This window comes from Amycolatopsis sp. cmx-4-61 (assembly GCF_046548775.1).
Lineage (GTDB): Bacteria > Actinomycetota > Actinomycetes > Mycobacteriales > Pseudonocardiaceae > Amycolatopsis.
On sequence record NZ_JAEBEI010000010.1, the window covers coordinates 107,259 to 132,488 of the forward strand.

The window sequence follows — 25,230 nt, forward strand, 5'->3', positions numbered from 1 at the left end:
CGCCGGAGCCTCTAGCCCGCCGGGACCTCGTCCGGGGGTGCCTCGGACGCCACCGGCGCCGGATCCGGGCGCTGCTTGCCGCGCTGGCACGTCGTGCAGACCAGGGTGCGGCCGAGCACGGTGCCGTCGTCGGCGACGACCTGGGCCACGTGCATCGTCGGGAAGCCGCAGACCTCGCAGGGCAGGGAGCCGTCCTCGCGGCTGATGCGGAGCTGGGTGCCCATCCGGCCTCCTGTGTGACGTGGGTCTCACCACCTTGCCGTGTTCGGCGTCCGAGCCGGACGAATTCACTCGTTCGGCCTAGTCGGCCTCGCCTTCTGTGCTTCCTTCGGTGACACCTGTGTCGCCTGCGGTGATCCTGGGTAACCCGCCCGCGAACGGATTGCCGGAGGGGAGCGAACATGCGAGACAAGCGGAACGACCTGCGACCGGTGGCGGACCTCCTCGCCGACGGCGGGAATTCGCCGGACCAGGAGCGCACGCGGCGCAAGGCCGCGTTGGCCGTGGCCGCGCGGGCCAAGGACCCCGAAGACTGCGCCCGGCTGCTCGACATGCTGGGGCTGCACCGGAGCGGGCTCCGCAGCAGCGACGTCGCCTGAGACGGGGAGGACGACATGGCCCGACCGGTGTGGAGCGGCGCGCTGAGCCTGGGGCTGGTCACCGTGCCGGTGGAGCTGTACCCGGCGGTGGCGGACCACACGATCCACTTCCACCAGTTCGAGCGGGGGACGTCGGACCGGATCCGCAACCGCCGCGTCAACGAGCGGACCGGCGAGGAGGTCACCCAGGACGAGATCGTCAAGGGCTACGACGTCGGCGGCGGTGACCACGTGCTCGTCGAACCGGACGAACTGGACGAGATCGCGCCCGAGCGGTCCCGCCGGATCGACATCGAGCAGTTCGTCGAGCTCGACGAGATCGATCCGTGGTTCTTCGACAAGACGTACTGGCTCAAGCCGGCGAAGGAGGACTTCGCGAAGGCCTACGGCCTGCTGCTGCAGGCGATGGACCGCAGCGAAAAGGCCGGGGTCGCGAAGTTCGTGCTGCGCGGCAAGGAGTACCTCGCCGCCGTCCGCGCCGGGGAAGACGTCATGGTGCTCAACACGCTGCACTTCGTCGCCGACCTGCGGAAGCCGAAGGACGTCATGGGCAAGCTCCCGCAGCTGCCGAAGCCGCGGCCGAAGGAGCTCGACATGGCGCTCGCGCTGGTCGACGAGATGACCGCGCCGTGGAAACCCGAGGACTACCGCGACGAATACGCCGAGCGCGTCGAAGAGCTGATCAAGGCCAAGGAAGCCGGCAAGGAGATCACCCACGAGGAGGAGCCCGAGCCCTCGGCCGACGTCGTCGACCTGTTCGAGGCGCTGTCGCGCAGCGTGAAGAACCGCAAGAGCGGCGGCGGCAAAGAGCCGGCGAAGAAGCCGGTGAAGGGGAAGAAGCCGAAGAAGCAGCAGGCCGACCTGGGCGAGCTGACCAAGGCCGACCTCGACAAGCTGGCCCGCGAACAGGGCGTGAAGGGCCGGTCGAAGATGACGCGTGCCCAGCTGGAGAAGGCGCTGAAGGCGTCGTGACCGGCCCCGGCTGGCGCGAGCCGACCCTGGCGACGCTCACCGACCGCCGGTTCTCCGACGCGGGCTGGCTCTTCGAACGGAAGCTGGACGGCGTCCGCGCGCTCTGCGTGCGCGATTCCGGGACGCCGACGCTCTACTCGCGCAACCACAAGGTGATGGACAACGCCTACCCGGAGATCGTCGAGGCGCTCGCCGACCGGGGCGGCGAGCGGTTCGTCGCCGACGGCGAGATCGTCGCGTTCGACGGGGCGAACACCAGCTTTGCCGCCCTGCAGCCGCGGATCCACGTCAGCGACCCGGAGCGCGCCCGGGCGACCGGTGTGCGCGTCTACTACTACCTGTTCGACCTGCTCTACTTCGACGACCAGGACACGACCGGGCTGCCGCTGCGGCAGCGGAAGGCGCTGCTGCGGGACGCGTTCGACTTCGCGGACCCACTGCGGTTGTCGGCGCACCGCAACACCGAGGGCGAGAAGTTCTACGCGGAGGCCTGCCGGCGCGGCTGGGAAGGCATCATCGCGAAACGGGCGGACGCGCCCTACCACCACGGCCGGTCACCCGACTGGCTGAAGTTCAAGTGCGCGCAGGGCCAGGAGTTCGTCATCGGCGGCTTCACCGACCCCCAGGGCGCGCGCCACGGCTTCGGCGCGCTGCTGCTCGGCTACCACGAAGACGGCGCCTTCCGGTACGCCGGCAAGGTCGGCACGGGCTTCGACGAGGGGCTGCTGACGTCCCTGCACGCGCAGCTGCGGGAGCGGGAGACGGAGCGGTCGCCGTTCGAGGGGCCGGTCAAGGAACCCGGGGCGCACTGGGTGCGCCCCGAACTGGTGGCGCAGATCGGCTTCTCCGAGTGGACGCGGGACAGGCGGCTGCGGCACCCGCGGTTCGCCGGGCTGCGCGAGGACAAGCAGGCCGCGGACGTCGTACGGGAGCACGCGTGAAGACTTCCCACCCGGACAAGGTGTTCTACCCCGAGGACGGGCTGACCAAGGGCGACGTCGTCGAGTACTACCGCGCCGTCGCCGACGTCATGCTGCCGCACCTGCGCGGCCGCCCGCTGACCCTGCGGCGGTACCCCGACGGCATCGGGAAGCCGGGCTGGTTCCAGAAGCACCCGGGGGAGCACTTCCCGGACTCGATCCGCGTCGAGCGCGTGCCCCGGCGCGGCGGCGGCACGGACGAGTACGCGGTGTGCGAGGACGCCGAAACCCTGGAGTACCTGGCGAACCAGGGGACCGTGGAGTTCCACGTCTGGCTGTCCACTGTGGACGCGCCGGAGCGCCCGGACCGGCTGGTGCTCGACCTCGACCCCCCGGACGGCACCCCGGTGGGCCGGCTGCGCGCGGTGGCCCGCCGCATCCGCGCCCACTGCGAGGACGCCGGCCTGACGGCGTTCGTCCAGGCGACCGGCGGCCGCGGCTTCCACGTGCTCGCGCCACTGGACGCGAAGTCGGACACCGAGACCGTGCTGGAGCTGTCCCGCGTGCTCGCCGACCGCGTCGCGGCGGACGACCCCGATCGGCTGACCACGGCCCAGCGCAAGGACAAGCGCGGCGACCGCATCTTCCTGGACGCCAACCGCAACGGGTACGCGCAGACGTTCGTCGCCCCCTACTCGCTGCGCGCCCGCCCGGGTGCGGCGGCGGCCACCCCGCTGGACTGGCGGGAGCTGGGCGGCGCCGATCCGGACGGCTGGTCACTGGCGAAGGAGAAGCGGCGGCTGGCGCGCAAGGAAGACCCCTGGCGGAACCTGGACGAGCACGCCGCTTCGGCGGAAGCGGCTTTGAAGCGGCTCACCTGAGGAGCTTGCCCGCGGCCTTCAGATCGGCGACGAAAGCCGCGTAGGCTTCGTCGCGGTCGGGTGCCCGCAGCACGGCCGACGGGTGGACGGTGGCCACCGCCGAGGGCACCAGTTCGGCCACGTCCGCCGGCGCCTCCACCGGCTCCCCGCGGTGGGCGGTCAGCCGGAACTTCGGGCCCAGCAACGACTGCGCGGCCGTCGCGCCCAGCAGCAGCACCAGGTCCGGGCGGACCGCGCGCAGCTCGGCCAGCAGCCACGGGCGGCACGCGACCACCTCGGTGCGGCCCGGCTTCTGGTGGATCCGGCGCTTGCCGCGTTCGTCGCGCTTGAACTTGAAGTGCTTGACGGCGTTGGTCACGTACATCGACCGCCGGTCGAAGCCGGCCTCGGTGAAGGCGCGGTCCAGCAGCTTGCCGGCGGGCCCGACGAACGGTTCGCCGGCGAGGTCCTCCTTGTCACCCGGCTGCTCGCCGACGACGAGGACCTTCGCCCCGGCCGCGCCTTCGCCGAAGACGGTCTGCGTGGCGTCCTGGTACAGGTGACATCCGTGGCAGCCCGACGCCGCCGACCGCAGGCGTTCCAGGTCGGTGGTGTCCGGTGGCTCGGCACCGCGGGGATCCGGCATGTGCGCCGAAATTCCCCGGCCGGGCCGCGGGTAAACCCGCCGCACCCGGGTAGCCGGAAGACAAGGGACCGGAGAAAGGAGTTCACGATGACCACCGCACGCGACATCATGACGTCGGACGCGACCTGCGCCCGCGAGTCGGACACCGTGCACGACGCCGCGGTCACGATGGCGCAGAAGGGTGTCGGCGCCCTGCCGATCTGCGGCGAGGACAACCGGCTGAAGGGCATGCTCACCGACCGCGACATCGTGGTGAAGGTGCTGGCCGAAGGCAAGGACGCGCGCGCGGTCCACGTCGGCGAGCTCGCCCAGGGCGAGGTCGTGACCATCGGCGCCGACGACGACGCCCAGGAGATCCTGCGCACGATGTCCGAGCACCGCGTCCGCCGGCTGCCGGTGATCGACGGACACGACCTCGTCGGGATCGTCGCCCAGGCCGACGTGGCCCGGGCGCTGTCGAACCCGACCGCCGGCGAGCTGGTCGAGGCGCTCTCCTACGACTGAGTGACCCTCGACCGACCACGGCCGCTCCCGGCGCGAGTTCCGGGAGCGGCCGTGGTGCGTCGGAGGGGGTTCAGCGCGAGCCGGCGGGGGTGGCACCGTCCTCAGTGGATTCGTGGAGGGACTCGGCGCGGGCGATGTGCCAGGCCACCAGCGCGCCCGCGCTGACGGTGCCCCAGAGCACCAGCGCGGCGTCACGGGCGAACAGCCCGACGACCAGCATCACCACCGCGGTGATGTCGCAGAGCACCAGCAGCAGGTTCCACCGCCTGGGCGCACGCAGCCTGCGGCCGCTGAAGGCGGCGGCGAACGCGGGATCGCTCGCTTGCAGCTCCGCCTCGATTTCGCGCAGGGCGTGGCGTTCACGATCCGGGAGCATGGGGGGCCTCCTCGCCTCGGCTATCGGACTGGATACCCGTTTTCCCGGCTTCCGAAGCGAGAAACTCAGTGGTTGTCGCGGGGGATCCCCTTGGTCGCGGCGATCCGCTGGTACGCCACGGCCGGGCGCAGCACCATGCCGTCGCACAGCTGGTCGGTCAGCGACCGCTGGATCTCCTGCCACGGCGTCTGCGACTCGGGGACCGGGTACCCGCCGGCGTCGGCCAGTTCCCGGTGGCGCCGCGCGAGTTCGTCGTCGGAGACGAGCACGTCCGCGGTGCCGGCCCCCAGGTCGATCCGGACCCGGTCCCCGGTGCGCAGCACGGCGAGGCCACCGCCCGCCGCGGCCTCGGGGGAGGCGTTCAGGATCGACGGCGAGCCGGAGGTGCCCGACTGGCGGCCGTCGCCGAGGCAGGGCAGCTCGTGCACGCCCCGCTTGATCAGCTCCGCGGGCGGGCGCATGTTGACCACCTCCGCCGAACCCGGGTAGCCGAGCGGGCCGGTGCCGCGCATCACCAGCAGCGAGTGCTCGTCGACGCCGAGGGCCGGGTCGTCGATGCGGGCGTGGTAGTCCTCCGGGCCGTCGAACACGACCGCGGTGCCTTCGTAGACGCCCCCGGCCAGGTACCGCCGCCGGAACTCCGGCGAGATCACGCTCGACTTCATGATGGCGGCGTCGAAGAGGTTGCCCTTGAGCACCAGGAACCCGGCATCGGGGGTGAGGGCCGTGTCGAAGGTGCGGATGACGTCCCGGTCGCCCGCCTCGGCGTCGCGGCAGTTGTCGCCCAGGGTGCGGCCGTTGACCGTGGGCGCGTCCTCGTGGATCAGCCCGTGCCGCATCAGCTCGTGCACCACGGCCGGGACGCCGCCGGCGCGGTGGAACTCCTCGCCGAGGTACTTGCCCGCGGGCTGCAGGTCGACCAGGAGCGGGACGCCGTGACCGAGCCGCTGCCAGTCGTCCAGGGGCAGGTCGACGCCGATGTGCCGGGCGATCGCGCCGAGGTGGATGGGGGCGTTGGTCGAGCCGCCGATCGCGGAGCTCACCACGATGGCGTTCTCGAACGCTTCCCGCGTCAGGATGTCCGAGGGCTTGAGGTCCTCGCGGACCATCTCGACGATCCGCAGCCCGGTCCGGTAGGCCATCCGGGCGCGGTCGCGGTGCGGTGCCGGGATGGCCGCGCAGCCGGGCAGGCTCATCCCGAGGGCCTCGGCGAGCGCGTTCATGGTGGACGCCGTGCCCATCGTGTTGCAGTGCCCGGGCGACGGCGCGGAGGAGGCGACGAGCTCCATGAACCCGGCGGCGTCGATCTCGCCGGCGGCGAGCAGCTCCCGCGCCTTCCAGACGATGGTGCCGGACCCGGTGCGCTCGCCGTTGAACCAGCCGTTGAGCATCGGGCCGCCCGAAAGCACGATGGCGGGGATGTCGACGGTCGCGGCGGCCATCAGGCACGCCGGGGTGGTCTTGTCGCAGCCGGTGGTGAGCACGACGCCGTCGATCGGGTAGCCGTAGAGCGTCTCCACCAGGCCGAGGTAGGCGAGGTTGCGGTCCAGCGCCGCGGTCGGGCGCTTGCCGGTCTCCTGGATCGGGTGGACCGGGAACTCGATGGCGATCCCGCCCGCCTCGCGGATACCCTCCCGCGTCCGGTCGGCCAGCTGCAGGTGGTGGCGGTTGCAGGGGGTGAGGTCGGAGCCGGTCTGCGCGATGCCGATGACCGGTTTGCCGGACTGGAGCTCTTCCCGGGTCAGGCCCCAGTTCAGGTACCGCTCGAGGTAGAGCGCGGTCATCCCGGGGTCGGCGGGGTTGTCGAACCAAGCTTCGCTGCGCAGTCCCATACCGGCCAGTCTGACAACGCGCTGCCGGGAATGCACGCCCCGGCTCGAGCGCCCCAATGTGGCCTTCGGTGCGCGAGACGCACCCAAGGCGGCCTTCGGTGCGTGGGACGCACCCAAGGCCGCCTTGGGGCGCTCGGGTCGTTCGTGGCGGGCACCCGCGCCGGTGCCCGCCACGAACCCTCCCCCTCAGCCGAGGCCGTTGAGGCCGATCACCCGGGAGTACCAGTGCGCACTCTGCTTGGGCGTGCGCCGCTGGGTCGCGTAGTCGACGTGGACCAGGCCGAACCGCTTCGCGTACCCCTCGGCCCACTCGAAGTTGTCCAGCAGCGACCAGTAGAAGTACCCGCGCAGGTCGACGCCCGCCTGGAGGGCGTCGTGGCACGCCCGCAGGTGGGAGTCGAGGAACGCCACGCGGTCGGTGTCGACGATGTCACCGCCGTCGCTGACGACGTCCGGGTAGGCCGCGCCGTTCTCCGTGATGTACAGCGGCACCGGCCGGTAGCCGCGGTGCACCTGCAGCAGGGACTCGGTGAGCCCGGCCGGCTGGACCTCCCAGCCCGAGTCGGTCCGGGGGGCCGCCGGGTCCGGGACGAAGTGCACGTCGGCCGCGCCGACCCACTCCGGGCCCGCCGGCTCGCTGCCCGGCACCGGGCGGCCCGCGACCCGGTAGTCGCGGTAGTAGTTCACGCCCAGCCAGTCGACGTGCGCGGCGATGACCGCGGCGTCCTCGTCGCGGACCACGTCGCCGAGCCCGAACGGCTCGAGGTCCGCGACCAGGTCGTCGGGGTACCCGCCGCGCAGCACCGGGTCGAGGAACAACCGGTTCTGCAGGCCGTCGATCCGCCGGGCCGCGGCGACGTCGGCGACGTTCGCCGGGTCGTGCGGGGCGACCGGGTACAGGTTCAGCGTGATGCCGGCCGGGGTGTCCCCGGCGTGCCGCCGGATGACGTCCATCGCCAGGCCGTGGCCCAGCAGCAGGTGGTGCGTGGCGGCGACGGCGGCCGGGTGGTCGGTCCGGCCGGGCGCGTGGATGCCGCCCGCGTAGCCGAGCATCGCGGCGCACCACGGCTCGTTGAGCGTCGACCAGCTCGCGACGCGGTCGCCCAGCCGCTCCAGCACGCTTTCGGCGTACTCGGCGAAGCGGTAGGCGGTGTCCCGGTTCGTCCAGCCGCCCTTCTCCTCCAGGGCCTGCGGCAGGTCCCAGTGGTACAGCGTCGCCCACGGCTGGATCCCGGACTCGAGCAGGCAGTCGACCAGCCGGTCGTAGAAGGCGAGCCCCGCGGTGTTCGCTTCGCCGCCGTCCGGCCGCACTCGCGGCCAGGCCAGCGAGAAGCGGTAGGCACCGAGGCCGAGCCGGCGCATCAGCCCGACGTCTTCGGAGTACCGCCGGTAGTGGTCGGCCGCCGGCTCGCCGTTGTCGCCGCCCCGGACCGCCCCCGGGCGGCGGGCGAAGACGTCCCAGACCGAGTCGGTGCGTCCGTCGGCCGTCGTGGCCCCTTCCACCTGGAAGGCCGCGGTGGCGGCCCCCCAGACGAAGCCGGGCGGGAACATCAACGCGGTCTCCGCCCGGACGTTCTCGGCCCGAACACTGTCGGGATGTACGGACATGTTCACCCTTTCACGGCACCTTGCATGATCCCGGCCACGATCTGGCGGCCGAGGAGGACGAAGACGATGAGGATGGGAATGGTGGCCAGGGTCGTGCCGGCCAGGACGAGCGAATAGTCGACGTAGTAGCCGCTCTGCAGCTTCTCCAGGGCCACCTGGACGGTGGGGTTGCCGGCGTCCAGCACGACGAGCGGCCACAGGAAGTCGTTCCACGACATCATGAACGTGAACATCGCGAGGATCGCCGCGGCCGGGCGCACCGCGGGCATGCAGACGTTCCAGAAGATCCGGATCATGCTGCAGCCGTCGACGCGCGCGGCCTCGATGAGCTCGTACGGCAGAGCGTCCACTGTGTACTGGCGCATCCAGAACACGCCGAAGGCGGTGACCAGGTTGGGCACGATCACCGCCTGCAGGTGCCCCGCCCAGCCCAGCTCGGACATCGCGATGAACAGCGGGATGATGCCGAGCTGGGTCGGCACGGCCAGCGTGACGACGATGAACACGAACAACCCGTTCCGCCCGCGGAACCGCAGCTTGGCGAAGGCGAAGCCGGCCAGCGACGAGAACAGCACCGTGGTCAGCGTGACCGTCCCGGACACGATGACGCTGTTGGCCAGCGCCTTCCAGAACGGCACGCTGTCGAACACCCGGGAGGCGTTCGCGAAGAAGTTCCCGCCGGGCAGGAACGGCGGGACGCGCTCGGTGAGCATCCCGTTGTCGCGGCTGGCCACGAGGAACGACCAGTAGAACGGGAACAGCGAGCCGAGCACGAAGATCGCCAGCACGACGTAGGTCGCCTTGCGCGGCCTGCCGAGGGTGGCGACGCTCTTGCGCAGCCCGGTCTGGAGTGTTGTCATTTCTTCTTCACCGCCGGGGTACGGGCGAGCCGGCCGGTGAGGAAGAAGTTCACCAGCGCGATGAGCACGATGACCAGGAACAGCACCCAGGCGATCGCCGAGGCGTACCCGAGGCTCGAGTTCTCGAACGCCATCTGGTACAGGTACAGCGTCACGGTCTGGAACTGGTTGGTCGAGCCGCCGTTGTTCGACCCCGGCATGGCGTCGAACAGCTTGGGCTCGGTGAAGATCTGCAGGCCGCCGATCGTCGAGGTGATGGTGACGAAGACCAGCGTCGGCTTCAGCAGGGGCAGCGTGACGTTGAAGAACCGGCGCCACAGGCCCGCGCCGTCGATCAGCGCCGCCTCGTGCAGTTCCTTCGGGATGGCCTGCATGGCCGCCAGCACGATCAGGGCGTTGTAGCCGGTCCAGCGCCAGTTCACCATGATCGCGATCGCGACGTGGCTGGCGAACCGGTTGGCCTGCCAGTCGATCGGGTCCAGCCCGAGCGTCTGCAGCACGCCGTTGATCAGCCCGTACTTGGAGCCGAACAGGTTGGCGAAGATGATCCCGATCGAGACCAGGCTGGCCGCGTACGGGAGCAGGATGCCGACGCGCCAGCCGGTCGCCCCGCGCAGGCGGGCGCCGAGCAGGGCGGCCAGCAGCACCGCGATGACGAGCTGCGGGATGCTGGAGAGCAGGAAGATGCTGATCGTGTTGACCAGCGCGTTCCAGAACTGGCTGTCGGCGAACAGGTCCTTGTAGTTGTCCAGGCCGATGAAGTCCGGGTCGTCGCCCCCGGCCTTCCACTTGAACAGCGAAACGTAGGCGGTGTAGAGCAGCGGGAACAGGCCGACGATCCCGAACACGATGAAGAACGGCGCGACGTACAGGTAGGGCGACACCTTGACGTCCCACCGGCTCAACCGGTGACGGAAGGTGGGCCGGGGAGACACCCGCTCCCCGGCCTTACTCCCTTCTGGCGCGACCTTGTCGAGGACGGTCATCGGTTCAGCGCGTGATCTTCTTCGCGGCTTCGACCATCTGGTTCCAGCCGTCCGCGGCCGACTTGCCCTGCTCGACCGCCTGCAGGGCCGGGCTCGACGCGTTCTCCTGGATCTGGCCGTCGCCGGGGCCCTTGTACTGCGGCTTCTGCACCTTCTTGGCCTGCTCGGCGAACAGCTCACCGATCTTGGCGTTGCCGAAGTAGGCGTCGGTCTGGCTCAGCAGGGCGGGGTCGGACAGCGCCTTCACCTGGCTGGGGAAGTTGCCCTTGGCCTGGAACGCCTTGATCTGCTGCTCCGGCGCGGTCAGCCACGCGGCCAGCTCGGCGGCTTCCTTCGGGTGCTTGGACTGCGTCGGCACGGTGAGGTACGAGCCGCCCCAGTTGCCGCCGCCGCCGGGGAAGGCCGCGGTGACGGCCCACTTGTTCGCGTTGTCCGGGCCCGCCTGCTCCTTGATCACGCCGAGCATCCAGGACGGGCACACCTTCGTGGCGAACGCGCCCTGCTTGAAGCCGGTGTTCCACTCGGGGCTGAACGCCGTCAGCTTGGCGGACTCGCCCTTGGCGACCGCGTCGGTGACCTTGGTCCAGGCGTCCTTGATGCCCTGGTTGGTGTCGACGGCGAGCTTGTCGTCGGTGTTGATGTAGCCCTCGGGCAGCTGGTTGACCATGGCGTTGAAGTTCTGCGCGGCCGAGTCGAACCAGGCCTTGCCGCCGGTCTTCTTCACGTAGTCCGCGCCGGCCTGGAAGTAGCTGTCCCAGGTGGCGAACAGCGGCTTGACGGCCTCGGGGTCATCCGGCAGGCCGGCGGCCTTGAACAGGTCCTTGCGGTAGCACATGGCGAGCGGACCGATGTCGGTGCCGTAGCCGATGACCTTGCCGTCCTTGGTCTTGGCGGCGTCGTACTTCCACGGCAGCCAGCGGTCGGGGGAGGCGTCGGCCGGCCCGATCTTGCTCAGGTCGTTGAACTTCGAACCCTTGTCGAGGAAGTCGGACAGGTGGCCCTCTTCCAGCGCCGTCACGTCGGCGAGACCCGAACCGGCGGCCAGCTTGGTCGTGAGCTCCTGGTGGTAGGGCCCGCCCTGGCCGGTCTTGCGGTGGGTGATCTTGATGTTCGGGTGCAGTCGCTCGTACTCCGGGATGAGGGCCTCGTAGCCGAACTCGGTGAAGGTCGCCAGCGTCAGGTCGACGTGCTCGTTCGGAGCCGCCGCGGCCGGGGTCTGCTGGTCGCCACCTCCTCCGTTGCAGGCCGTGGCGCCGAGCGCCGTCATCGTGATGCCCAGTGCCAGGACCAGGCTGTTCCGGATCGTTCTCACGTGTCCAACCACCTTGTTGACGGGAATGAGCGCTCTCACTGCTGGGAGCCGATCTGGGAGCGCTCCCAGGTGTGGCAGAGTCTGCTGGGGGTGTTCACCGGTGTCAAGAGGTCGTAACCGGAGTGTTTCCTGCGAGGAGCGCTCCCGGACGCGCAAAGGCGTGAACGTTAAGCTGAGTCCGTCAGAGTTGCAGAGGGTGAGCGAGGGCGGTGCCGTGGGGCCTCGAGCAGGCGATGAAGAACGGCCGACACTGGAGGACGTCGCGGCGTTCGCCGGCGTGTCGCGGTCGACGGCGTCGCGCGCGTTGAACGACGACGCGTACGTCAGTGCGGCGGCGCGGGAGAAGGTCCTCGCCGCGGCCCGTGACCTGGGCTATTCGCCCAACCAGGCGGCGCGCTCGCTGGTCACGCGCCGCACCGGCGCGATCGCGGTGGTGCTGTCGGAGCCGGAGTCCCGGCTGCTCGACGACCCGTACCGCGCCGCCGTCATGCGGGCCGGCTACCGGGAGCTCGCCGACGTCGGCCGCCAGATGGTCCTCATCTTCAGCGACATCCGCGAGGACCTGAGCCGGACGGTCCGGTTCCTCGAGGGCGGGCACGTCGACGGCGCGCTCGTGTTCGCCCCGCACCGGGCCGACCCGCTGCCCAAGGCCCTGCGGCTGCTGCGCATCCCGGTGGTGTTCGGCGGCCAGGCGGCCGGCATCCGCCGCGGCGTGCACGTCGTCGACTTCGACAACGAAGGCGGCGCCCGGCTGGCGGTCGAGCACCTGGTCGCGGCCGGTCGGCGGCGGATCGCCACGATCGCCGGCCCGCAGGACCAGAGTGCCCCGATCGACCGCCTGGCCGGCTGGCGCAAGACCCTCCTCGACGCCGGGCTCGACCCGGCCGACCTGGTCGAAGAGGGCGACTTCACCCTTTCGGGCGGCGCGAACGCGATGTCGGCGCTGCTGGCCCGGCACCCGGACCTCGACGCGGTGTTCGTCGCCAGCGACATGATGGCGGTGGGCGCGCTGCGCACCCTCGGCGGCGCGGGCCGCCGCGTCCCGGAGGACGTCGCGGTGGTCAGCTTCGACGACAACGTCACCCTCGCCCCGGCCATGGACCCGCCGCTGACGTCGGTGCACCAGGACCCGCGCGAGCAGGTCCACGCCATGGTCGAGACGCTGATGCAGCTGCTCGACGACCAGAACCTCAAGCCGCGCCAGCACATCCTCCCGGTCTCCCTGGCGGTCCGCGCCTCGAGCTGACCGGTCGTGTCCGGCCGAACACGCGTGCCGTCGATCCGCCGCACGCGTGGCGGCCACCCGGGTGCGTCCCGGGGTGCCCCCTCGGTGAACTCCGCGTGTGCTCGGCCCGCCGGTGTTGCCCGGTCAGTGGGGAGTCTCCCGCCTGAGGTGTACACGTTTGGCGCTAAATAACGTTTCACGAAACGGTGAGTCACCGTTTCGCTGCGCCGAACGAGTGACGGGCCGACCAACGGCTACGGCTGTTCAGGAGCGTTCAGTGCGCCGGTGCTCGCCGGAAGCGCAGATGTGACATCCGCGCCGCCGGTGTCCTTCTGACTCGATTCTTTACATCCAGGTTTCCGGCTGGCTACCGTCTGCGCCTGGAAGCGCTCCCAGATCGCTGGCTCCCTACGGACAAAGGAGTTCCGCAGCCATGCGTTCCTCTCCCCGAAAGCGCGTCCGTGCGCTGGCACTGGCTTCGGCCGTGCTGGCGGTCACGGGCGCGGTGGTCGCCCCACCACCGGCGCTCGGCGCCGACATCGCCTGTTCGGTCACCTACACCACCAACGACTGGGACACCGGGTTCACCGCCAACGTCTCGTTGCGCAACGACGGAGCTCCGCTCGACAGCTGGAAGGTCGGCTGGACGTTCCTCGACGGCCAGAAGGTCCAGCAGGGCTGGAGCGCCACGTTCGCCCAGTCCGGCGCCGCGGTCACCGCGACGAACCTGTCCTACAACGGCCACCTCGACACCGGGGCGAGCACGTCCTTCGGGTTCAACGGCTCGAAGGGCTCGGCCAACCGGCCGCCCACCGACTTCTCGGTGAACGGCACCTCGTGCACCGGCGCGAACAAGGCGCCCACGGTCAGCCTCACCGCGCCGTCCTCGACCGGCACGTACTACGCCCCGGCGACGATCCCGCTGGCCGCGACCGCCGCCGACAGCGACGGCACGGTGAGCAAGGTCGAGTTCTACGCCGGCGACACGCTGCTGGCCACCGACACGGCCGCGCCGTTCGAAGGCAACTGGGGCAACGTCCCGGCCGGCACCTACTCGATCACGGCGAAGGCCTACGACAACAAGGGCGCGTCGACGACGTCCAGCCCGGTGAGCGTGAAGGTCCTCTCCGGGCCGACGATCGTGGCGAGCCCGGCGACCGCGCAGGTGAAGCAGGGCGGGACGACGACGTTCGCCGTCTCCCTCGCCGGTGCCCCGTCGGCGCCGGTCACCGTCGCCGTCGCGCGGACGGCCGGCAGCACGGACCTGACCGCGAGCCCGGCGAGCCTGACCTTCACCACGGCGAACTGGAACGTGCCGCAGAACGTCACGGTCACCAGCGCCGACAACGGGGGAGCGCTGGGCAGCGCGACCTTCAGCGCCGGCAGCAGCGGGTACACCGCGGCCACGGTGACGGTCAACGAGATCTCGTCGTCCACTTCGGACTACCAGCTCGCGTTCCTCACGCAGTACAACAAGATCAAGGACCCGAACAACGGCTACTTCCGCAAGTTCGGCAACATCCTGGTGCCCTACCACTCGATCGAGACGCTGATCGTCGAGGCGCCGGACTACGGCCACGAGACGACGTCGGAGGCGTTCAGCTACTACCTCTGGCTGGAGGCGTCCTACGGCCGGGTGACCGGTGACTGGGCCCCGTTCAACCAGGCGTGGACCTCGATCGAGACGTACGCGATCCCGTCGGCGGCGGACCAGCCGGGCAACTCCGGCTACAACGCCAGCAAGCCGGCGACGTACGCCGCGGAGTACCCGACCCCGAAGTCCTACCCGTCGCCGCTGCAGAGCGGCGTGCCCGTCGGCAGCGACCCGATCGCGGCCGAGCTGAAGGCGGCCTACGGCTCGCCGGACGTCTACGGCATGCACTGGCTGCTCGACGTGGACAACATCTACAAGTTCGGCCACTGCGAGGACGGCACCAACACCGCGCCGGCGTTCATCAACACCTTCCAGCGCGGCTCGCAGGAATCGGTCTGGGAGACGATCACCCAGCCGAGCTGCGACGTGCTGAAGTTCGGCGGCAAGAACGGGTACCTCGACCTGTTCACCGGTGACTCCTCCTACGCCAAGCAGTGGAAGTACACCGACGCGCCCGACGCGGACGCCCGCGTCGTGCAGGTGGCCTTCCAGGCCGAGAAGTGGGCGCAGGCGCAGGGCAAGAGCGCCGATGTCGCGGGCGTGCTGAAGAAGGCGTCGAAGATGGGCGACTACCTGCGGTACTCGCTGTTCGACAAGTACTTCAAGAAGATCGGCAACTGCGTCGGCGCGTCGAGCTGCCCGGCCGGGACCGGCAAGGACAGCGAGCACTACCTCATCTCGTGGTACTACGCCTGGGGCGGTTCGATGGACTCGTCCAGCGCCTGGGCGTGGCGGATCGGTGACGGTGCGGCGCACCAGGGTTACCAGAACCCCCTGGCCGCGTACGCGTTGTCGGCCGACCCGGGCCTGAAGGTCACCTCGGCGACCGGTGCGACCGACTGGGCGACCAGCCTCGGCCGCCAGATGGAGTTCCTGCAGTGGCTGCAGTCCTCCGAAGGCGGTCTCGCCGGCGGCGCGACCAACAGCTGGGACGGCCAGTACGGCACCCCGCCCGCGGGCACGCCGACCTTCTACGGCATGTACTACGACTACCAGCCGGTCTGGCACGACCCGCCGAGCAACCAGTGGTTCGGCTTCCAGACCTGGGGCATGGAGCGGATCGCCGAGTACTACCAGGCGACCGGCGACGCCCGGGCGAAGAAGATCCTCGACAAGTGGGTTCCGTGGGCCATCGCCAACACCACGGTCGGCGCCGGCGGAAGCTTCCAGATCCCGTCCGACCTGACCTGGAGCGGCGCGCCGGACACCTGGAACGCCACCAGCCCGGGGGCCAACACCGGCCTGCACGTCTCGGTGAAGAACTACAGCCAGGACGTCGGGGTCGCGGCTTCGCTCGCCAAGACGCTGCTCTACTACGCGTCCGGGGCGAGCAACGCCCAGGCCCAGTCGGTCGGGGAGCAGCTGCTCAACGCGCTGTCGGCGAACGCGGACAGCAAGGGCATCGCGGTGCCGGAGACCCGGACGGACTACAACCGGTTCGACGACACCTACAACGCCACCACGGACCAGGGGCTGTACGTGCCCCCGGGCTGGACGGGCACGATGCCCAACGGCGACCCGATCAACGCGAACTCCACGTTCCTGTCGATCCGGTCCTTCTACAAGAGCGACCCGCAGTGGCCGAAGGTCCAGGCCTACCTGGACGGCGGCGCCGCGCCGACGTTCACCTACCACCGGTTCTGGGCCCAGTCGGAGATCGCCACGGCGTTCGCCGCGCACGTCGCCCTGTTCGGCTGAAAGGCACTCGATGAAGCGACTGCTCTCACTGGTGGTCGCCGCACTGGTCGGGGGCGCCGTTCTCACGGCGTCCCCGGCCGCCGCGGCCCCCGCTGCTTCGGGAACCGGCACCGGCTTCTGGCACGCCGTCGGTTCCCAGCTGGTCGACTCGACCGGCGCACCGGTCCGGATGACCGGCGTCAACTGGTTCGGCGCCGAAACCGGCAACTACTCGCCGCACGGCCTGTGGAGCCGCAACTACAAGGACATGCTCGACCAGATGGCGAGCCTCGGCTACAACACGCTGCGGCTGCCGTACTCCAACCAGCTGTTCGACCCCGGCGTCAAACCCACCAGCATCGACGCCGTCCAGAACCCGGACCTGCAGGGCCTGTCCGGCCTGCAGGTGCTGGACAAGATCATCGCCTACGCCGGCGTCAAGGGCATGCGCGTGATCCTCGACCAGCACCGGCCGGACTCCGGCGCGCAGTCCCCGCTCTGGTACACCAGCGCCTACCCGGAAAGCCGGTGGCTGTCCGACTGGACGATGCTGGCCCAGCACTACAAGGGCAACCCGACGGTGATCGGCGCCGACCTGCACAACGAGCCCCACTCGATCCAGGGTGGCGGGGGAGCGTGCTGGGGCTGCGGCGACACCGCGACCGACTGGCGCCTGGCCGCCGAACGCGGCGGCAACGCCGTGCTCGCGGCCAACCCGGACTGGCTGATCATCGTCGAGGGCGTCGACTGCGTGAGCGGCACCGGCGACCCGCAATGCGGCTGGTGGGGCGGCAACCTCTCCGGGGCCAAGCAGTTCCCGGTGCGGCTGTCCAAGCCGGAGAAGCTGGTGTACTCGGCGCACGAGTACGCGACTTCGGTGTTCGCCCAGACGTGGTTCTCCGACCCGGCGTTCCCGGCGAACCTGCCGGCGTTGTGGGACCACTTCTTCGGCTACCTGCAGAAGCAGAACATCGCGCCGGTGCTGCTCGGCGAGTTCGGCTCCACGCTCGCCGACCCGCGCGACAAGGTCTGGCTGCAGGAACTGATGAAGTACGCGGGCACCGGGCCCACCGGGATGAGCTTCACGTACTGGTCGTGGAACCCGAACTCCGGGGACACCGGCGGCATCCTCAACGACGACTGGACCACGGTCAACCAGACCAAGCAGGCGATCCTGCAGCCGTACCTGATCCCGCCGGTGGGTTCGGGCGGCGGCACGACCGATCCGCCGCCCGCGGCGAGCTGCGCGGTCACCTACCACGTCGACAACAGCTGGCCGGGCGGCTTCACCGCCTCGGTGACGCTGAAGAACACCGGCAGCTCGGCGCTGAAGAACTGGACGCTCGGCTGGACCGTGCCGTCCGGGACGCAGATCACGAGCGGCTGGAACGCGACGGTCACGCAGACCGGGCAGCAGGCGAGCGCCAAGGCGCCGACCTGGGCGCCCGACCTCGCCGGCGGTGCCTCGGTGTCGATCGGCATCCAGGCGTCCGGCGCTTCGACCGGCACGCCGAGCGGCTTCGCCGTCGGCGCGACCGCCTGCACCACCTGACCCACCCACCGAAGAACACTAAGGAGCGCACTCGATGAGGAGTGAATTCTGGTCCGCGAAGAGGAAGTCACGGTTCGCCGTGGCGTCCTCGGTGACGGCAGCCGCGGTCACCGCGGGATTGCTGGTGGCCGGGGGCAGTCCGGCGGGCGCCGCCACCGGCTGCAAGGTCACCTACACGGTCAACCAGTGGGACACCGGCTTCACCGCCAACATCGCCGTGACCAACCTGGGTGACGCCGTTTCGTCCTGGAACGTCGAATGGGACTTCGGCGGCAACCAGAAGGTGCAGCAGGGCTGGAGCGCCACGTTCAGCCAGAGCGGCCAGCACGTGAGCGCCAAGAACCCGTCGTGGGGCGGGTCGCTGGGCACGAACGCCACGGCCAGCTTCGGCTTCAACGGCTCGTATTCGGGGACGAACGACATCCCGACGTCGTTCTCGCTGAACGGTGCGCACTGCGACGGCACGCCGGGCGGCACCACGACGACGCCGACGACCACCACGACCCCGACCACGACACCGACGACCACGACCCCCACGACCACGACGACGACCCCGACGACGGTCACCACGACCCCGCAGCCGGGGACCCACGTGGACAACCCGTACGCCGGTGCCAAGGGGTACGTGAACCCGGACTGGTCGTCGGAGGTCAGCGCGGCGGCCGCGGCGAAGGGCGGCACGCTGGGCGCCCAGATGGCCAAGGTGGCCAACGCCTCGACGGCGGTCTGGCTGGACCGGATCGCCGCGATCGAGGGCACGTCGAGCGCGCGCGGGCTGCGCGGGCACCTCGACGCGGCGCTGGCCCAGGCGGCCGGCGGCACGCCGGTGACCATCCAGATCGTCGTCTACGACCTGCCCAACCGCGACTGCGCGGCGCTGGCGTCCAACGGCGAGCTGAAGGTCGCGCAGAACGGCCTGGCCCGGTACAAGAGCGAGTACATCGACCCGATCGCCTCGATCCTCTCCGACGCGAAGTACGCGCCGCTGCGGATCGTCGCCGTCGTCGAACCGGACTCGCTGCCGAACCTGATCACGAACACCTCGATGTCCACCTGCGCCGAGGCGCAGTCCAGCGGGGCGTACGTGCAGGGCATCCAGTACGCGCTGAACAAGCTGCACGCGATCTCCAACGTCTACAACTACCTGGACATCGCGCACTCGGCGTGGCTGGGCTGGGACAGCAACTTCCAGCCGTTCGTCAACCTGATCAAGCAGACGCTGCAGGGCACCACGGCCGGTGTGAACAGCGTCGACGGCTTCATCAGCGACACGGCCAACTACACGCCGCTGACCGAGCCCAACCTGCCGGACCCGAACCTGACCGTCGGCGGGCAGCCGCTGAAGTCGGCGACGTTCTACCAGTACAACCCGTACTTCGCGGAGGTTCCCTTCGCCACCGCGATGTACAACGCGTTCGTGGCGGCCGGCCTGCCCAGCGGCATCGGCATGCTGGTCGACACCTCGCGCAACGGCTGGGGCGGCTCGGCCCGGCCCAGCGGGGCCTCCGGGTCCACTGTGGACGCCTACGTCAACTCGGGCCGGGTCGACCGGCGGCTGCACCGCGGCAACTGGTGCAACCAGAGCGGGGCGGGACTGGGCGTGCGGCCCACCGCGTCCCCGGCGGCGCACTTCGACGCCTACGTCTGGATCAAGCCGCCGGGTGAGTCCGACGGCGCGAGCTCGCAGATCCCGAACGACGAAGGCAAGGGTTTCGACCAGATGTGCGACCCGACGTTCCACGGCACCCAGCAGGCCAACGGCGGCAACCTGACCGGCGCGCTGCCGGACGCCCCGCTGTCGGGCAAGTGGTTCGAGGCCCAGTTCGAGCAGCTGGTCCAGAACGCCTACCCGACGATCCAGTAGAAAGCCCCGGGCCGGGCGGTGCCGCGCAGCCGCCGCCCGGCCCGGACTCCACCACGGCGACCGCGGCCCGTCCCGCCGGGCCCGGTCGCCGCGGTCCCGCCCGCGCCGCCTGAGGCGGCCGGAAGGGACCGCGGGGTCCGGCCGAGGTCCACGGGAACCCCGGCCGGACCCCGCGGCGCGCGCCTGAGGGCGCGTCAGCCGAGATCCTTGCGGAAGCTCAGCCGGTCCAGGCCCGGCCCGTCGTAGTCGGGCTGGACCGGCAACCCCCCGACCTCCTTCGGCCCTGGTTCGGTGACGAACCCCATCCGGGTGTGGAACGCGTGCGAACCCTTGTTTTCCGGCGACGTGATCGCCCGGACCACCGAGCGCCCATGGGCGGCGCTGTAGGCGAAGAAGCGCTCGTACAGCGCGGCACCCAGCCCGCGGCCGCGTTCGGCGGGCTCGACGCCGACGAAGTGGATGTAGCTCTCGGCCGGCCTCGACGGCGAGAGGAACCCGATCAGGAACGCGACGATCCGCTCGTCGGACGTCACCAGGACGCTGCTGCGCCAGAAGTGCTGGAACATCAGCTTCGGCAGCAGCAGAGCCCGCTGGCGCGAGCCCGCTTCGCCGCCGAGACCGCCCCACCAGCGGTCGAGGACGGCCAGCACGGGCAGGTGGTCGTCCGGGCCGGGGTGCCGGACCGTGTGGTGCCGCCAGGGTTCGGGCAGAGGACTGATCATGCCCGTCACCCTGCCCGGTCCGGCGGGCTCCGACGAGCGGATTTCCGGTCAGGGGACCAGCCGGCGCACCCCGATCAGCACCTGGTCCCAGACGGCCGCGGGATCGGCGCCCTGCTCGACCGCCTTGAGCCCCGGCGCGATCACCGTTTCCTGGATCTTGCCGTCGCCCGGCCCCTTGTACTGCGGTTTCCCGACCTTCCGGGCCTGTGCGACGAAGACCTGGCCGCTCAGGGCGCCGCCGAAGTAGCCGTTCATCTCGCTGAGCAGGTCCGGGGAGGTGAAGGCGTCGACCTGGCTGGGGAAGTTGCCGCTGACGCGGAAGGCGTGCAGCTGCTGCTCCGGCGCGGTCAGCCAGGCGGCCAGCGCGGCGGCCTCCTTCTGGTGCGGGCTGGCGGCCGGCACGGTCAGGTAGGACCCGCCCCAGTTGCCGCCGCCGTCGGGGAAGGCGTCGGTGAGCGCCCACTTGCCCGCGTTGCCGATCCCGGCCTGCTGCTCGATGACGCCGAGCATCCACGACGGACAGACCTTCGTGGCGAAGGCGCCGGTGCGCAGGCCGTTGTTGCCGTCGTCGGCGAAGGCGGTCAGCCCGGCCGACTGACCCTGCTTGACCGCGGTGGTGACCTCGTTCCAGGCGTCCTTCAGCGCGGTGTTCGTCTCCAGCGTCGGGTGGTCCTCGCGGTTGAGGTAGCCGACCGGCAGCTGGTTCACCATGGCGTTGAAGATCTGTGCCGACGAGTCGAACCACGGCTTGCCGTGCGAGCGCTTGACGTACTTCTCGCCGGCCTTGAAAAAGCTGTCCCAGGTCGCGAACATCGTCTTCACCGAGCCCGGGTCGGTGGGCAGCCCGGCCGCTTCGAGCAGGTCCTTGCGGTAGCACATGGCCAGCGGGCCGATGTCGGTGCCGTAGCCGACGAGCTTGCCGTCCTTGCTGCGGCCCGCCTCGTACTTCCACTCGAGCCACCGGCCGGGTTTCACGTCGGCGGGCCCGACCTTGGCCAGGTCCGCGAACTTCGCCGACTGCGCGAGCACGTCGGCGAGGTGCCCTTCCTCGACGGCTTGGACGTCGGCGAGGCCCTGGCCGCTCTGCAGCTTGTTCAACAGGTCCTGGTGGTACGGTCCGCCCTGCTCGGTCCGCACCTGGCGGATGGTGAGCCCGGGGTGGGTGAACTCGTAACCGGGGATGAGGTCGTCGTAGCCGAACTCGCCGAACGTCGCCACCGTGAGCGTGATCCGCTCCGGCTCGTCCGGTCCGCACCCCCCGGTCAGGATGAGCAGGACGACGGCCGCGGCGAAGGCCAGCTGTCTGCGGATATGCCTCATGCGCGCGCACTCCCCGTTCGCGGCACGCTCCCGGCCCCCATTGGCTGGGAGCGCTCCCGGCAGGAGTCTCGTTTCCCGGTGCGGCGGGTGTCAAGTGTGCGACGGCGGGTGTCCGCCCGGACACGGACCGCGGGCTCCGGCCCGGTCCGTGGTGCGAGGAAAGGGGTGCGATGAAGCGTCCGACGATCACCGACATCGCGCGGGAGGCCGGCGTCTCGAAAGGCGCGGTCTCCTACGCCCTCAACGGCCGCCCCGGCGTCTCGGAGGCGACCCGGCGGCGGATCACCGAGATCGCCCGGGAGCTCGGGTGGGCCCCGAGCAGTACCGCCCGGGCGCTGTCCGGCGGCCGGTCCGGGGCCATCGGCCTGGTGCTGGACCGGTCCCTGGAGGAGTTCGTCCCGGCCCTGCTCGACGGCTTCCAGGGCGAACTGCTGCTGCAGGTCGCGCCCGGCCGCGACGCCGCGCTGGCCAGCTACCGCCGCTGGCGGGCCGAGCGCAAGGTCGACGGCGTGCTGCTCACCGAGCCGGGGTGCGCGGCCGAACTGGTGCGGATCGGCCTGCCGGCGGTGGTGCTCGGCGGGCCGGGCGGGGTGCCGGGCGTGCCCTCGGTGCTCGTGGACGACGTCGCCGGCGCCGCCGAGGCGCTGGCCTACCTGGCGGCGCTGGGCCACCGGCACGTGGTCCGCATCGCGGGCGCGGCGGTGTTCGCCGACCCCGAGGCGCGCGGCCGGGCGTTCACCACGGCGGCGACCGGCCTCCCGCACCCGGGCACGGTCCACCCGGAACCCTCGGCCGACGCGGTCCGCCGCGTGCTGACGTCCTGCCCCCGGCCCACGGCGCTGCTGTGCGACACCGACGACCTCGCGGTGGCCGCGCTGGTCGCCGCCCGCGAACTGGGCCTCGCGGTGCCGAAGGACCTGTCGGTGGTGTCGTGGGACGACACCCCGCTCTGCCGCCTGGTCCGCCCGGCCCTCACCGCGATCCGGCGCCCGCTGGCCGAGCTGGGCACCCTGGCGGCGGCCGTGCTGCACGACGTGCTGGCGGGGGAGCGGCCGGGCGACGTGTACACCTCGCGGCCGCGGTTGCTCACCCGGGGCAGTACCGGCCCGGCGAACGCGTGAGCACGGCGGGCCGGATCCCCCGCGCGGGTCCGGCCCGGCGAACGGGGGGAGGCCGCTCCGGGCGTACCCGGAGCGGCCTCCCCAACCGTCCATTCAGGACTTCTCAGGTGCCCTGGCACGTCGGCGACGGGGCCGCGTTGCCGCCCGTCGTGTTGACGACCAGGCCGAACGTGGTCGTGCCGTCGGCGGCGACCGCGCCGTTCCAGTTGGCGTTGCGGACCGTGACCGCCGAGCCGGACTGGTTCAGCGTGCCGTTCCAGACGCTGCCGACCGTCTGGCCCGCCGGCAGCGTCCACTGCACCTGCCAGCTCGTGTACGCCGAGGTGCCGTGGTTCATCACCGTCACCGTCGCCTGGTAGCCGCCGCTCCAGGTGTTGGTGATCTCGTACGTCGCCATGCACGAACCCGGCGGCGTGGTCGGGGTCGTCGGCGTGGTCGGCGTGGTGGGCGTGGTCGGAGTGGTCGGGGTCGTGGGTGTCGTCGGCGTGGTGGGCGTGGTCGGGGTCGTGGGCGTGGTCGTCGTGCCCGTGCCCGGGTCCTTCACGCCGGTGACCTCGCCGTGCCCGCCGTCGAACACGACGTCCGAGCAGCCGTAGAACGTCTCGGCGCTGTCCGAGCGCTTCCACACCGAGTAGATGATGTGCCGGCCGGACTTGTTCGACGGCAGCGCGCCGCTCCACTTGTACTGGCCGTCCACCGTGCCCACCTGGCCGGTCACCGGCGGGTGGTCCACCGTCAGGAACGGCTGGTCCTCCAGCGAGTCCCAGGTGAGCGGCTGGTTCGGGTTCCAGCCGTCCTTGGTGACGTAGGTGTAGAACCAGCCCGGGTGCGCCGCCCACGCGTTGTACGAGAAGTCGAACTGGGCGCCGGCGGTGAGGTGCGTCAGCGGCCACGCGCCGACCCCGTCGAAGCCCGCGTAGTTCGGGTTCCCGCCCGAGCACAGCTTGCCGTCGGGGATGAACCCGCGCGTGCGCCCGGCGCCGTCGGACCGCAGCACGCCGAACCAGTTGTACAGCGAGTTGGCGCCGCTGACGGCCACCGCGGCCGCGCAGGCCGGGTTCTGCGGCTTGATCTCGCCGGTCGAACTGAGCCCGTCCTGCCAGCACAGGAAGGTCCGGCTGCCCGGTTTCATCATGGCACCGTGTGCCTCGGCCGTGCCGGTGTTCAGCAGGATGGCGGTCAGGCTCGCCAGCAGCACGGTGACGGCGGCGAGGATCGTACTTCGTCTCCTGGTCACGTCAGTCCCTTCATTGGGTTGCGTGCGTCGAAGACTGGGAGCGCTTCCAAGGTCAGGATACGCGGTGGCGGTCACTTCCGGAACAGCCCGCGATGGCCGGGGCGGGTGCCTTGGCCTACCTTGGCGGGGGCCGTCGCACCGGGCGCGCCCCTCGAGAAAGGCAGAGAGTGGACAGTCCGTCTTCGGTTCCCGCCTGGGTGCGCGCCGAACCCGCCCGGCTGCTCGGTTTCGCCGGCGCCGCGGCCCACCCGGGCGGCGGGTTCGCCTGGCTCGACGACGCCGGGCGGCCGGTGCTCGACCGGCCCGTCGAAACCTGGATCACCTGCCGGATGACGCACGTCTTCGCGCTCGCGTCGCTGCGGGGAGCGGACACCGGCGAGCAGGTCTCCCACGGCGTCGCGGCGCTGACCGGCCTGCTGCGGGACGCCCGCCACGGCGGCTGGTACGCCTCGACCGCCGTGGACGAGAAGCGGGCGTACGAGCACGCGTTCGTCGTGCTGGCCGCGGCGAGCGCCACCGCGGCCGGTGCCGACGGCGCCCCGGCGTTGCTGGCCGAAGCCCTGGAAACCGTCGAACGCCGGTTCTGGGAACCCGGGGCCGGGCTCGTCGCCGACGTCTGGGACCGCGGGTGGACGCACCTGGAGGACTACCGCGGCGCCAACGCCAACATGCACACCGTCGAAGCGTTCCTGGCCGCCGCGGACGTCACCGGCGACGCGGTGTGGACACGGCGTGCGCTGTCCATTGTGGAGCGACTGGTCCACGGCGAGGCCCGCGCGCACGGCTGGCTGCTCCCGGAGCACTACGACGCGGACTGGCGGGTGCGGCTGGAGTTCAACCGCGGCGAACCGGCCCACCCGTTCCGCCCGTTCGGCGCGACGATCGGCCACCTCTTCGAGTGGGCGCGGCTGGCCGTCCACCTCGGACGGGCCCTCGGCGCCGACGCGCCGCCGTGGCTGGTGCCCGACGCGGCCGCGCTGTTCGAGGCGGGCGTCCGGTACGGCTGGGCGGTCGACGGCCGGCCGGGCTTCGTCTACACGACCGACTTCGCCGGGACGCCGGTGGTGCGCACCCGGCTGCACTGGGTGGTCGCCGAGGCGATGGCCGCGGCGTGGACGCTGCACCAGGAAACCGGCGAACCGGGCCACCTCGCGCGGTTCCGGGAATGGTGCGACCACGCCGAACGGTGCTTCGTCGACCGGGAACTCGGTTCGTGGCACCACGAACTCGACCCGGACAACCGCCCCGCCGCGACGGTCTGGGCGGGCAAACCGGACGTCTACCACGCCTACCAGGCGACGCTGCTGCCGCAACTGCCGCCCGCGGCGTCGTTCGCGGGCGCCCTCCTGCCGCGCGATTAGACTGCGCTCGCCGTCCCTCTTC

Annotated in this window: 22 protein-coding genes; 11 read left to right on the forward strand and 11 right to left on the reverse strand. The window is 71.0% G+C overall.

The window, feature by feature from the left end:
- Window positions 1-11: 11 nt before the first annotated feature.
- Window positions 12-224: a hypothetical protein gene (locus tag ACLJOU_RS26725; protein WP_410570916.1), complete on the reverse strand. Its 213-nt coding sequence runs from the start codon at window positions 222-224 to the stop codon at window positions 12-14.
- Window positions 225-401: 177 nt separating this feature from the next.
- On the opposite strand from ACLJOU_RS26725, the gene ACLJOU_RS26730 reads away from it, so the two are divergent.
- Genes ACLJOU_RS26730 through ligD (ACLJOU_RS26745) form a run of 4 tightly spaced genes read left to right on the forward strand, consistent with a single transcriptional unit; the run spans window position 402 to window position 3,372 of the window.
- Entirely contained in the window at window positions 402-599 is a 198-nt protein-coding gene (locus tag ACLJOU_RS26730) for a hypothetical protein (RefSeq protein ID WP_410570917.1), read from the forward strand.
- 15 nt (window positions 600-614) lie between these two features.
- Window positions 615-1,571 (forward strand): Ku protein, encoded by a 957-nt coding sequence (locus ACLJOU_RS26735; RefSeq protein WP_410570918.1) that lies wholly within the window; start codon window positions 615-617, stop codon window positions 1,569-1,571.
- On the forward strand, window positions 1,568-2,512 hold the full coding sequence (gene ligD / locus ACLJOU_RS26740) for a non-homologous end-joining DNA ligase (protein WP_410570920.1): 945 nt from the start codon (window positions 1,568-1,570) through the stop codon (window positions 2,510-2,512). Before ACLJOU_RS26735 ends, ligD (ACLJOU_RS26740) begins: the two co-directional genes overlap by 4 nt.
- On the forward strand, window positions 2,509-3,372 hold the full coding sequence (ligD, locus tag ACLJOU_RS26745; RefSeq protein ID WP_410570921.1) for a non-homologous end-joining DNA ligase: 864 nt from the start codon (window positions 2,509-2,511) through the stop codon (window positions 3,370-3,372). Before ligD (ACLJOU_RS26740) ends, ligD (ACLJOU_RS26745) begins: the two co-directional genes overlap by 4 nt.
- Here ligD (ACLJOU_RS26745) and ACLJOU_RS26750 read toward each other — a convergent pair.
- On the reverse strand, window positions 3,365-3,997 hold the full coding sequence (locus ACLJOU_RS26750) for a UdgX family uracil-DNA binding protein (protein WP_410570923.1): 633 nt from the start codon (window positions 3,995-3,997) through the stop codon (window positions 3,365-3,367). The two genes, ligD (ACLJOU_RS26745) and ACLJOU_RS26750, sit on opposite strands and share 8 nt — an antisense overlap.
- Before the next feature lie 87 nt (window positions 3,998-4,084).
- Here ACLJOU_RS26750 and ACLJOU_RS26755 point away from each other — a divergent pair, with 87 nt between their 5' ends.
- Window positions 4,085-4,501, forward strand: a complete 417-nt coding sequence (locus ACLJOU_RS26755; RefSeq protein WP_410570925.1) for a CBS domain-containing protein — start codon at window positions 4,085-4,087, stop codon at window positions 4,499-4,501.
- A gap of 70 nt (window positions 4,502-4,571) precedes the next feature.
- On the opposite strand, the gene ACLJOU_RS26760 is transcribed toward ACLJOU_RS26755, so the two are convergent.
- The 6 genes from ACLJOU_RS26760 to ACLJOU_RS26785 all read right to left on the reverse strand — a co-directional run bounded on the left by ACLJOU_RS26760 (window position 4,572) and on the right by ACLJOU_RS26785 (window position 11,475).
- Window positions 4,572-4,877 carry a DUF3040 domain-containing protein gene (locus tag ACLJOU_RS26760; RefSeq protein WP_410570927.1) on the reverse strand — a complete coding sequence of 102 codons (306 nt, stop codon included), beginning with the start codon at window positions 4,875-4,877 and terminating at the stop codon, window positions 4,572-4,574.
- A gap of 65 nt (window positions 4,878-4,942) precedes the next feature.
- Entirely contained in the window at window positions 4,943-6,709 is a 1,767-nt protein-coding gene (locus ACLJOU_RS26765; protein ID WP_410570928.1) for an IlvD/Edd family dehydratase, read from the reverse strand.
- Between the two features lie 186 nt (window positions 6,710-6,895).
- Window positions 6,896-8,317: a GH1 family beta-glucosidase gene (locus ACLJOU_RS26770; protein WP_410570930.1), complete on the reverse strand. Its 1,422-nt coding sequence runs from the start codon at window positions 8,315-8,317 to the stop codon at window positions 6,896-6,898.
- A gap of 2 nt (window positions 8,318-8,319) precedes the next feature.
- The gene (locus ACLJOU_RS26775; protein ID WP_410570931.1) at window positions 8,320-9,177 is read right to left on the reverse strand and encodes a carbohydrate ABC transporter permease; all 858 of its coding nucleotides are present in this window, start codon (window positions 9,175-9,177) and stop codon (window positions 8,320-8,322) included.
- Entirely contained in the window at window positions 9,174-10,163 is a 990-nt protein-coding gene (locus ACLJOU_RS26780; RefSeq protein WP_410570933.1) for a carbohydrate ABC transporter permease, read from the reverse strand. Before ACLJOU_RS26780 ends, ACLJOU_RS26775 begins: the two co-directional genes overlap by 4 nt.
- A gap of 4 nt (window positions 10,164-10,167) precedes the next feature.
- A complete protein-coding gene (locus ACLJOU_RS26785; RefSeq protein ID WP_410570935.1) occupies window positions 10,168-11,475 on the reverse strand; it encodes an extracellular solute-binding protein in 1,308 nt (435 codons plus the stop codon).
- Window positions 11,476-11,725: 250 nt separating this feature from the next.
- Here ACLJOU_RS26785 and ACLJOU_RS26790 point away from each other — a divergent pair, with 250 nt between their 5' ends.
- The 4 genes from ACLJOU_RS26790 to ACLJOU_RS26805 all read left to right on the forward strand — a co-directional run bounded on the left by ACLJOU_RS26790 (window position 11,726) and on the right by ACLJOU_RS26805 (window position 19,447).
- Entirely contained in the window at window positions 11,726-12,721 is a 996-nt protein-coding gene (locus ACLJOU_RS26790; protein ID WP_410571138.1) for a LacI family DNA-binding transcriptional regulator, read from the forward strand.
- Between the two features lie 412 nt (window positions 12,722-13,133).
- Window positions 13,134-16,052 (forward strand): glycoside hydrolase family 48 protein, encoded by a 2,919-nt coding sequence (locus ACLJOU_RS26795; RefSeq protein WP_410570936.1) that lies wholly within the window; start codon window positions 13,134-13,136, stop codon window positions 16,050-16,052.
- Between the two features lie 10 nt (window positions 16,053-16,062).
- Window positions 16,063-17,583 carry a cellulase family glycosylhydrolase gene (locus ACLJOU_RS26800; protein WP_410570938.1) on the forward strand — a complete coding sequence of 507 codons (1,521 nt, stop codon included), beginning with the start codon at window positions 16,063-16,065 and terminating at the stop codon, window positions 17,581-17,583.
- A gap of 34 nt (window positions 17,584-17,617) precedes the next feature.
- Complete coding sequence (locus ACLJOU_RS26805; RefSeq protein WP_410570940.1) at window positions 17,618-19,447, forward strand: glycoside hydrolase family 6 protein; 1,830 nt, start codon at window positions 17,618-17,620, stop codon at window positions 19,445-19,447.
- A gap of 194 nt (window positions 19,448-19,641) precedes the next feature.
- Here ACLJOU_RS26805 and ACLJOU_RS26810 read toward each other — a convergent pair whose 3' ends face one another.
- Both ACLJOU_RS26810 and ACLJOU_RS26815 read right to left on the reverse strand, forming a co-directional pair.
- Complete coding sequence (locus ACLJOU_RS26810) at window positions 19,642-20,169, reverse strand: GNAT family N-acetyltransferase (RefSeq protein WP_410570941.1); 528 nt, start codon at window positions 20,167-20,169, stop codon at window positions 19,642-19,644.
- 48 nt (window positions 20,170-20,217) lie between these two features.
- Window positions 20,218-21,489 carry an ABC transporter substrate-binding protein gene (locus ACLJOU_RS26815; RefSeq protein ID WP_410570943.1) on the reverse strand — a complete coding sequence of 424 codons (1,272 nt, stop codon included), beginning with the start codon at window positions 21,487-21,489 and terminating at the stop codon, window positions 20,218-20,220.
- Between the two features lie 170 nt (window positions 21,490-21,659).
- On the opposite strand from ACLJOU_RS26815, the gene ACLJOU_RS26820 reads away from it, so the two are divergent.
- Window positions 21,660-22,610, forward strand: a complete 951-nt coding sequence (locus ACLJOU_RS26820; protein ID WP_410570944.1) for a LacI family DNA-binding transcriptional regulator — start codon at window positions 21,660-21,662, stop codon at window positions 22,608-22,610.
- Between the two features lie 103 nt (window positions 22,611-22,713).
- Here the strand turns inward: ACLJOU_RS26820 and ACLJOU_RS26825 are convergent, their stop codons facing one another.
- Window positions 22,714-23,847, reverse strand: coding sequence for a lytic polysaccharide monooxygenase (locus ACLJOU_RS26825; RefSeq protein ID WP_410570946.1), 1,134 nt, complete (start codon window positions 23,845-23,847; stop codon window positions 22,714-22,716).
- A 167-nt stretch (window positions 23,848-24,014) separates the two neighbouring features.
- On the opposite strand from ACLJOU_RS26825, the gene ACLJOU_RS26830 reads away from it, so the two are divergent.
- Window positions 24,015-25,208, forward strand: coding sequence for an AGE family epimerase/isomerase (locus ACLJOU_RS26830; RefSeq protein WP_410570947.1), 1,194 nt, complete (start codon window positions 24,015-24,017; stop codon window positions 25,206-25,208).
- Window positions 25,209-25,230 lie beyond the last annotated feature (22 nt).

Bases quoted from the DNA above. Each gene is read 5' to 3' on its own strand.
- ACLJOU_RS26760 (WP_410570927.1), bottom strand. From the start codon at position 4,877: ATGCTCCCGGATCGTGAACGCCACGCCCTGCGCGAAATCGAGGCGGAG.
- ACLJOU_RS26735 (WP_410570918.1), top strand. From the start codon at position 615: ATGGCCCGACCGGTGTGGAGCGGCGCGCTGAGCCTGGGGCTGGTCACC.
- ACLJOU_RS26815 (WP_410570943.1), bottom strand. From the start codon at position 21,489: ATGAGGCATATCCGCAGACAGCTGGCCTTCGCCGCGGCCGTCGTCCTG.
- ACLJOU_RS26725 (WP_410570916.1), bottom strand. From the start codon at position 224: ATGGGCACCCAGCTCCGCATCAGCCGCGAGGACGGCTCCCTGCCCTGC.
- ACLJOU_RS26755 (WP_410570925.1), top strand. From the start codon at position 4,085: ATGACCACCGCACGCGACATCATGACGTCGGACGCGACCTGCGCCCGC.
- ACLJOU_RS26765 (WP_410570928.1), bottom strand. From the start codon at position 6,709: ATGGGACTGCGCAGCGAAGCTTGGTTCGACAACCCCGCCGACCCCGGG.
- ACLJOU_RS26770 (WP_410570930.1), bottom strand. From the start codon at position 8,317: ATGTCCGTACATCCCGACAGTGTTCGGGCCGAGAACGTCCGGGCGGAG.
- ACLJOU_RS26780 (WP_410570933.1), bottom strand. From the start codon at position 10,163: ATGACCGTCCTCGACAAGGTCGCGCCAGAAGGGAGTAAGGCCGGGGAG.
- ACLJOU_RS26730 (WP_410570917.1), top strand. From the start codon at position 402: ATGCGAGACAAGCGGAACGACCTGCGACCGGTGGCGGACCTCCTCGCC.
- ACLJOU_RS26795 (WP_410570936.1), top strand. From the start codon at position 13,134: ATGCGTTCCTCTCCCCGAAAGCGCGTCCGTGCGCTGGCACTGGCTTCG.
- ACLJOU_RS26775 (WP_410570931.1), bottom strand. From the start codon at position 9,177: ATGACAACACTCCAGACCGGGCTGCGCAAGAGCGTCGCCACCCTCGGC.
- ACLJOU_RS26750 (WP_410570923.1), bottom strand. From the start codon at position 3,997: ATGCCGGATCCCCGCGGTGCCGAGCCACCGGACACCACCGACCTGGAA.
- ACLJOU_RS26800 (WP_410570938.1), top strand. From the start codon at position 16,063: ATGAAGCGACTGCTCTCACTGGTGGTCGCCGCACTGGTCGGGGGCGCC.
- ACLJOU_RS26820 (WP_410570944.1), top strand. From the start codon at position 21,660: ATGAAGCGTCCGACGATCACCGACATCGCGCGGGAGGCCGGCGTCTCG.
- ACLJOU_RS26810 (WP_410570941.1), bottom strand. From the start codon at position 20,169: ATGATCAGTCCTCTGCCCGAACCCTGGCGGCACCACACGGTCCGGCAC.
- ACLJOU_RS26805 (WP_410570940.1), top strand. From the start codon at position 17,618: ATGAGGAGTGAATTCTGGTCCGCGAAGAGGAAGTCACGGTTCGCCGTG.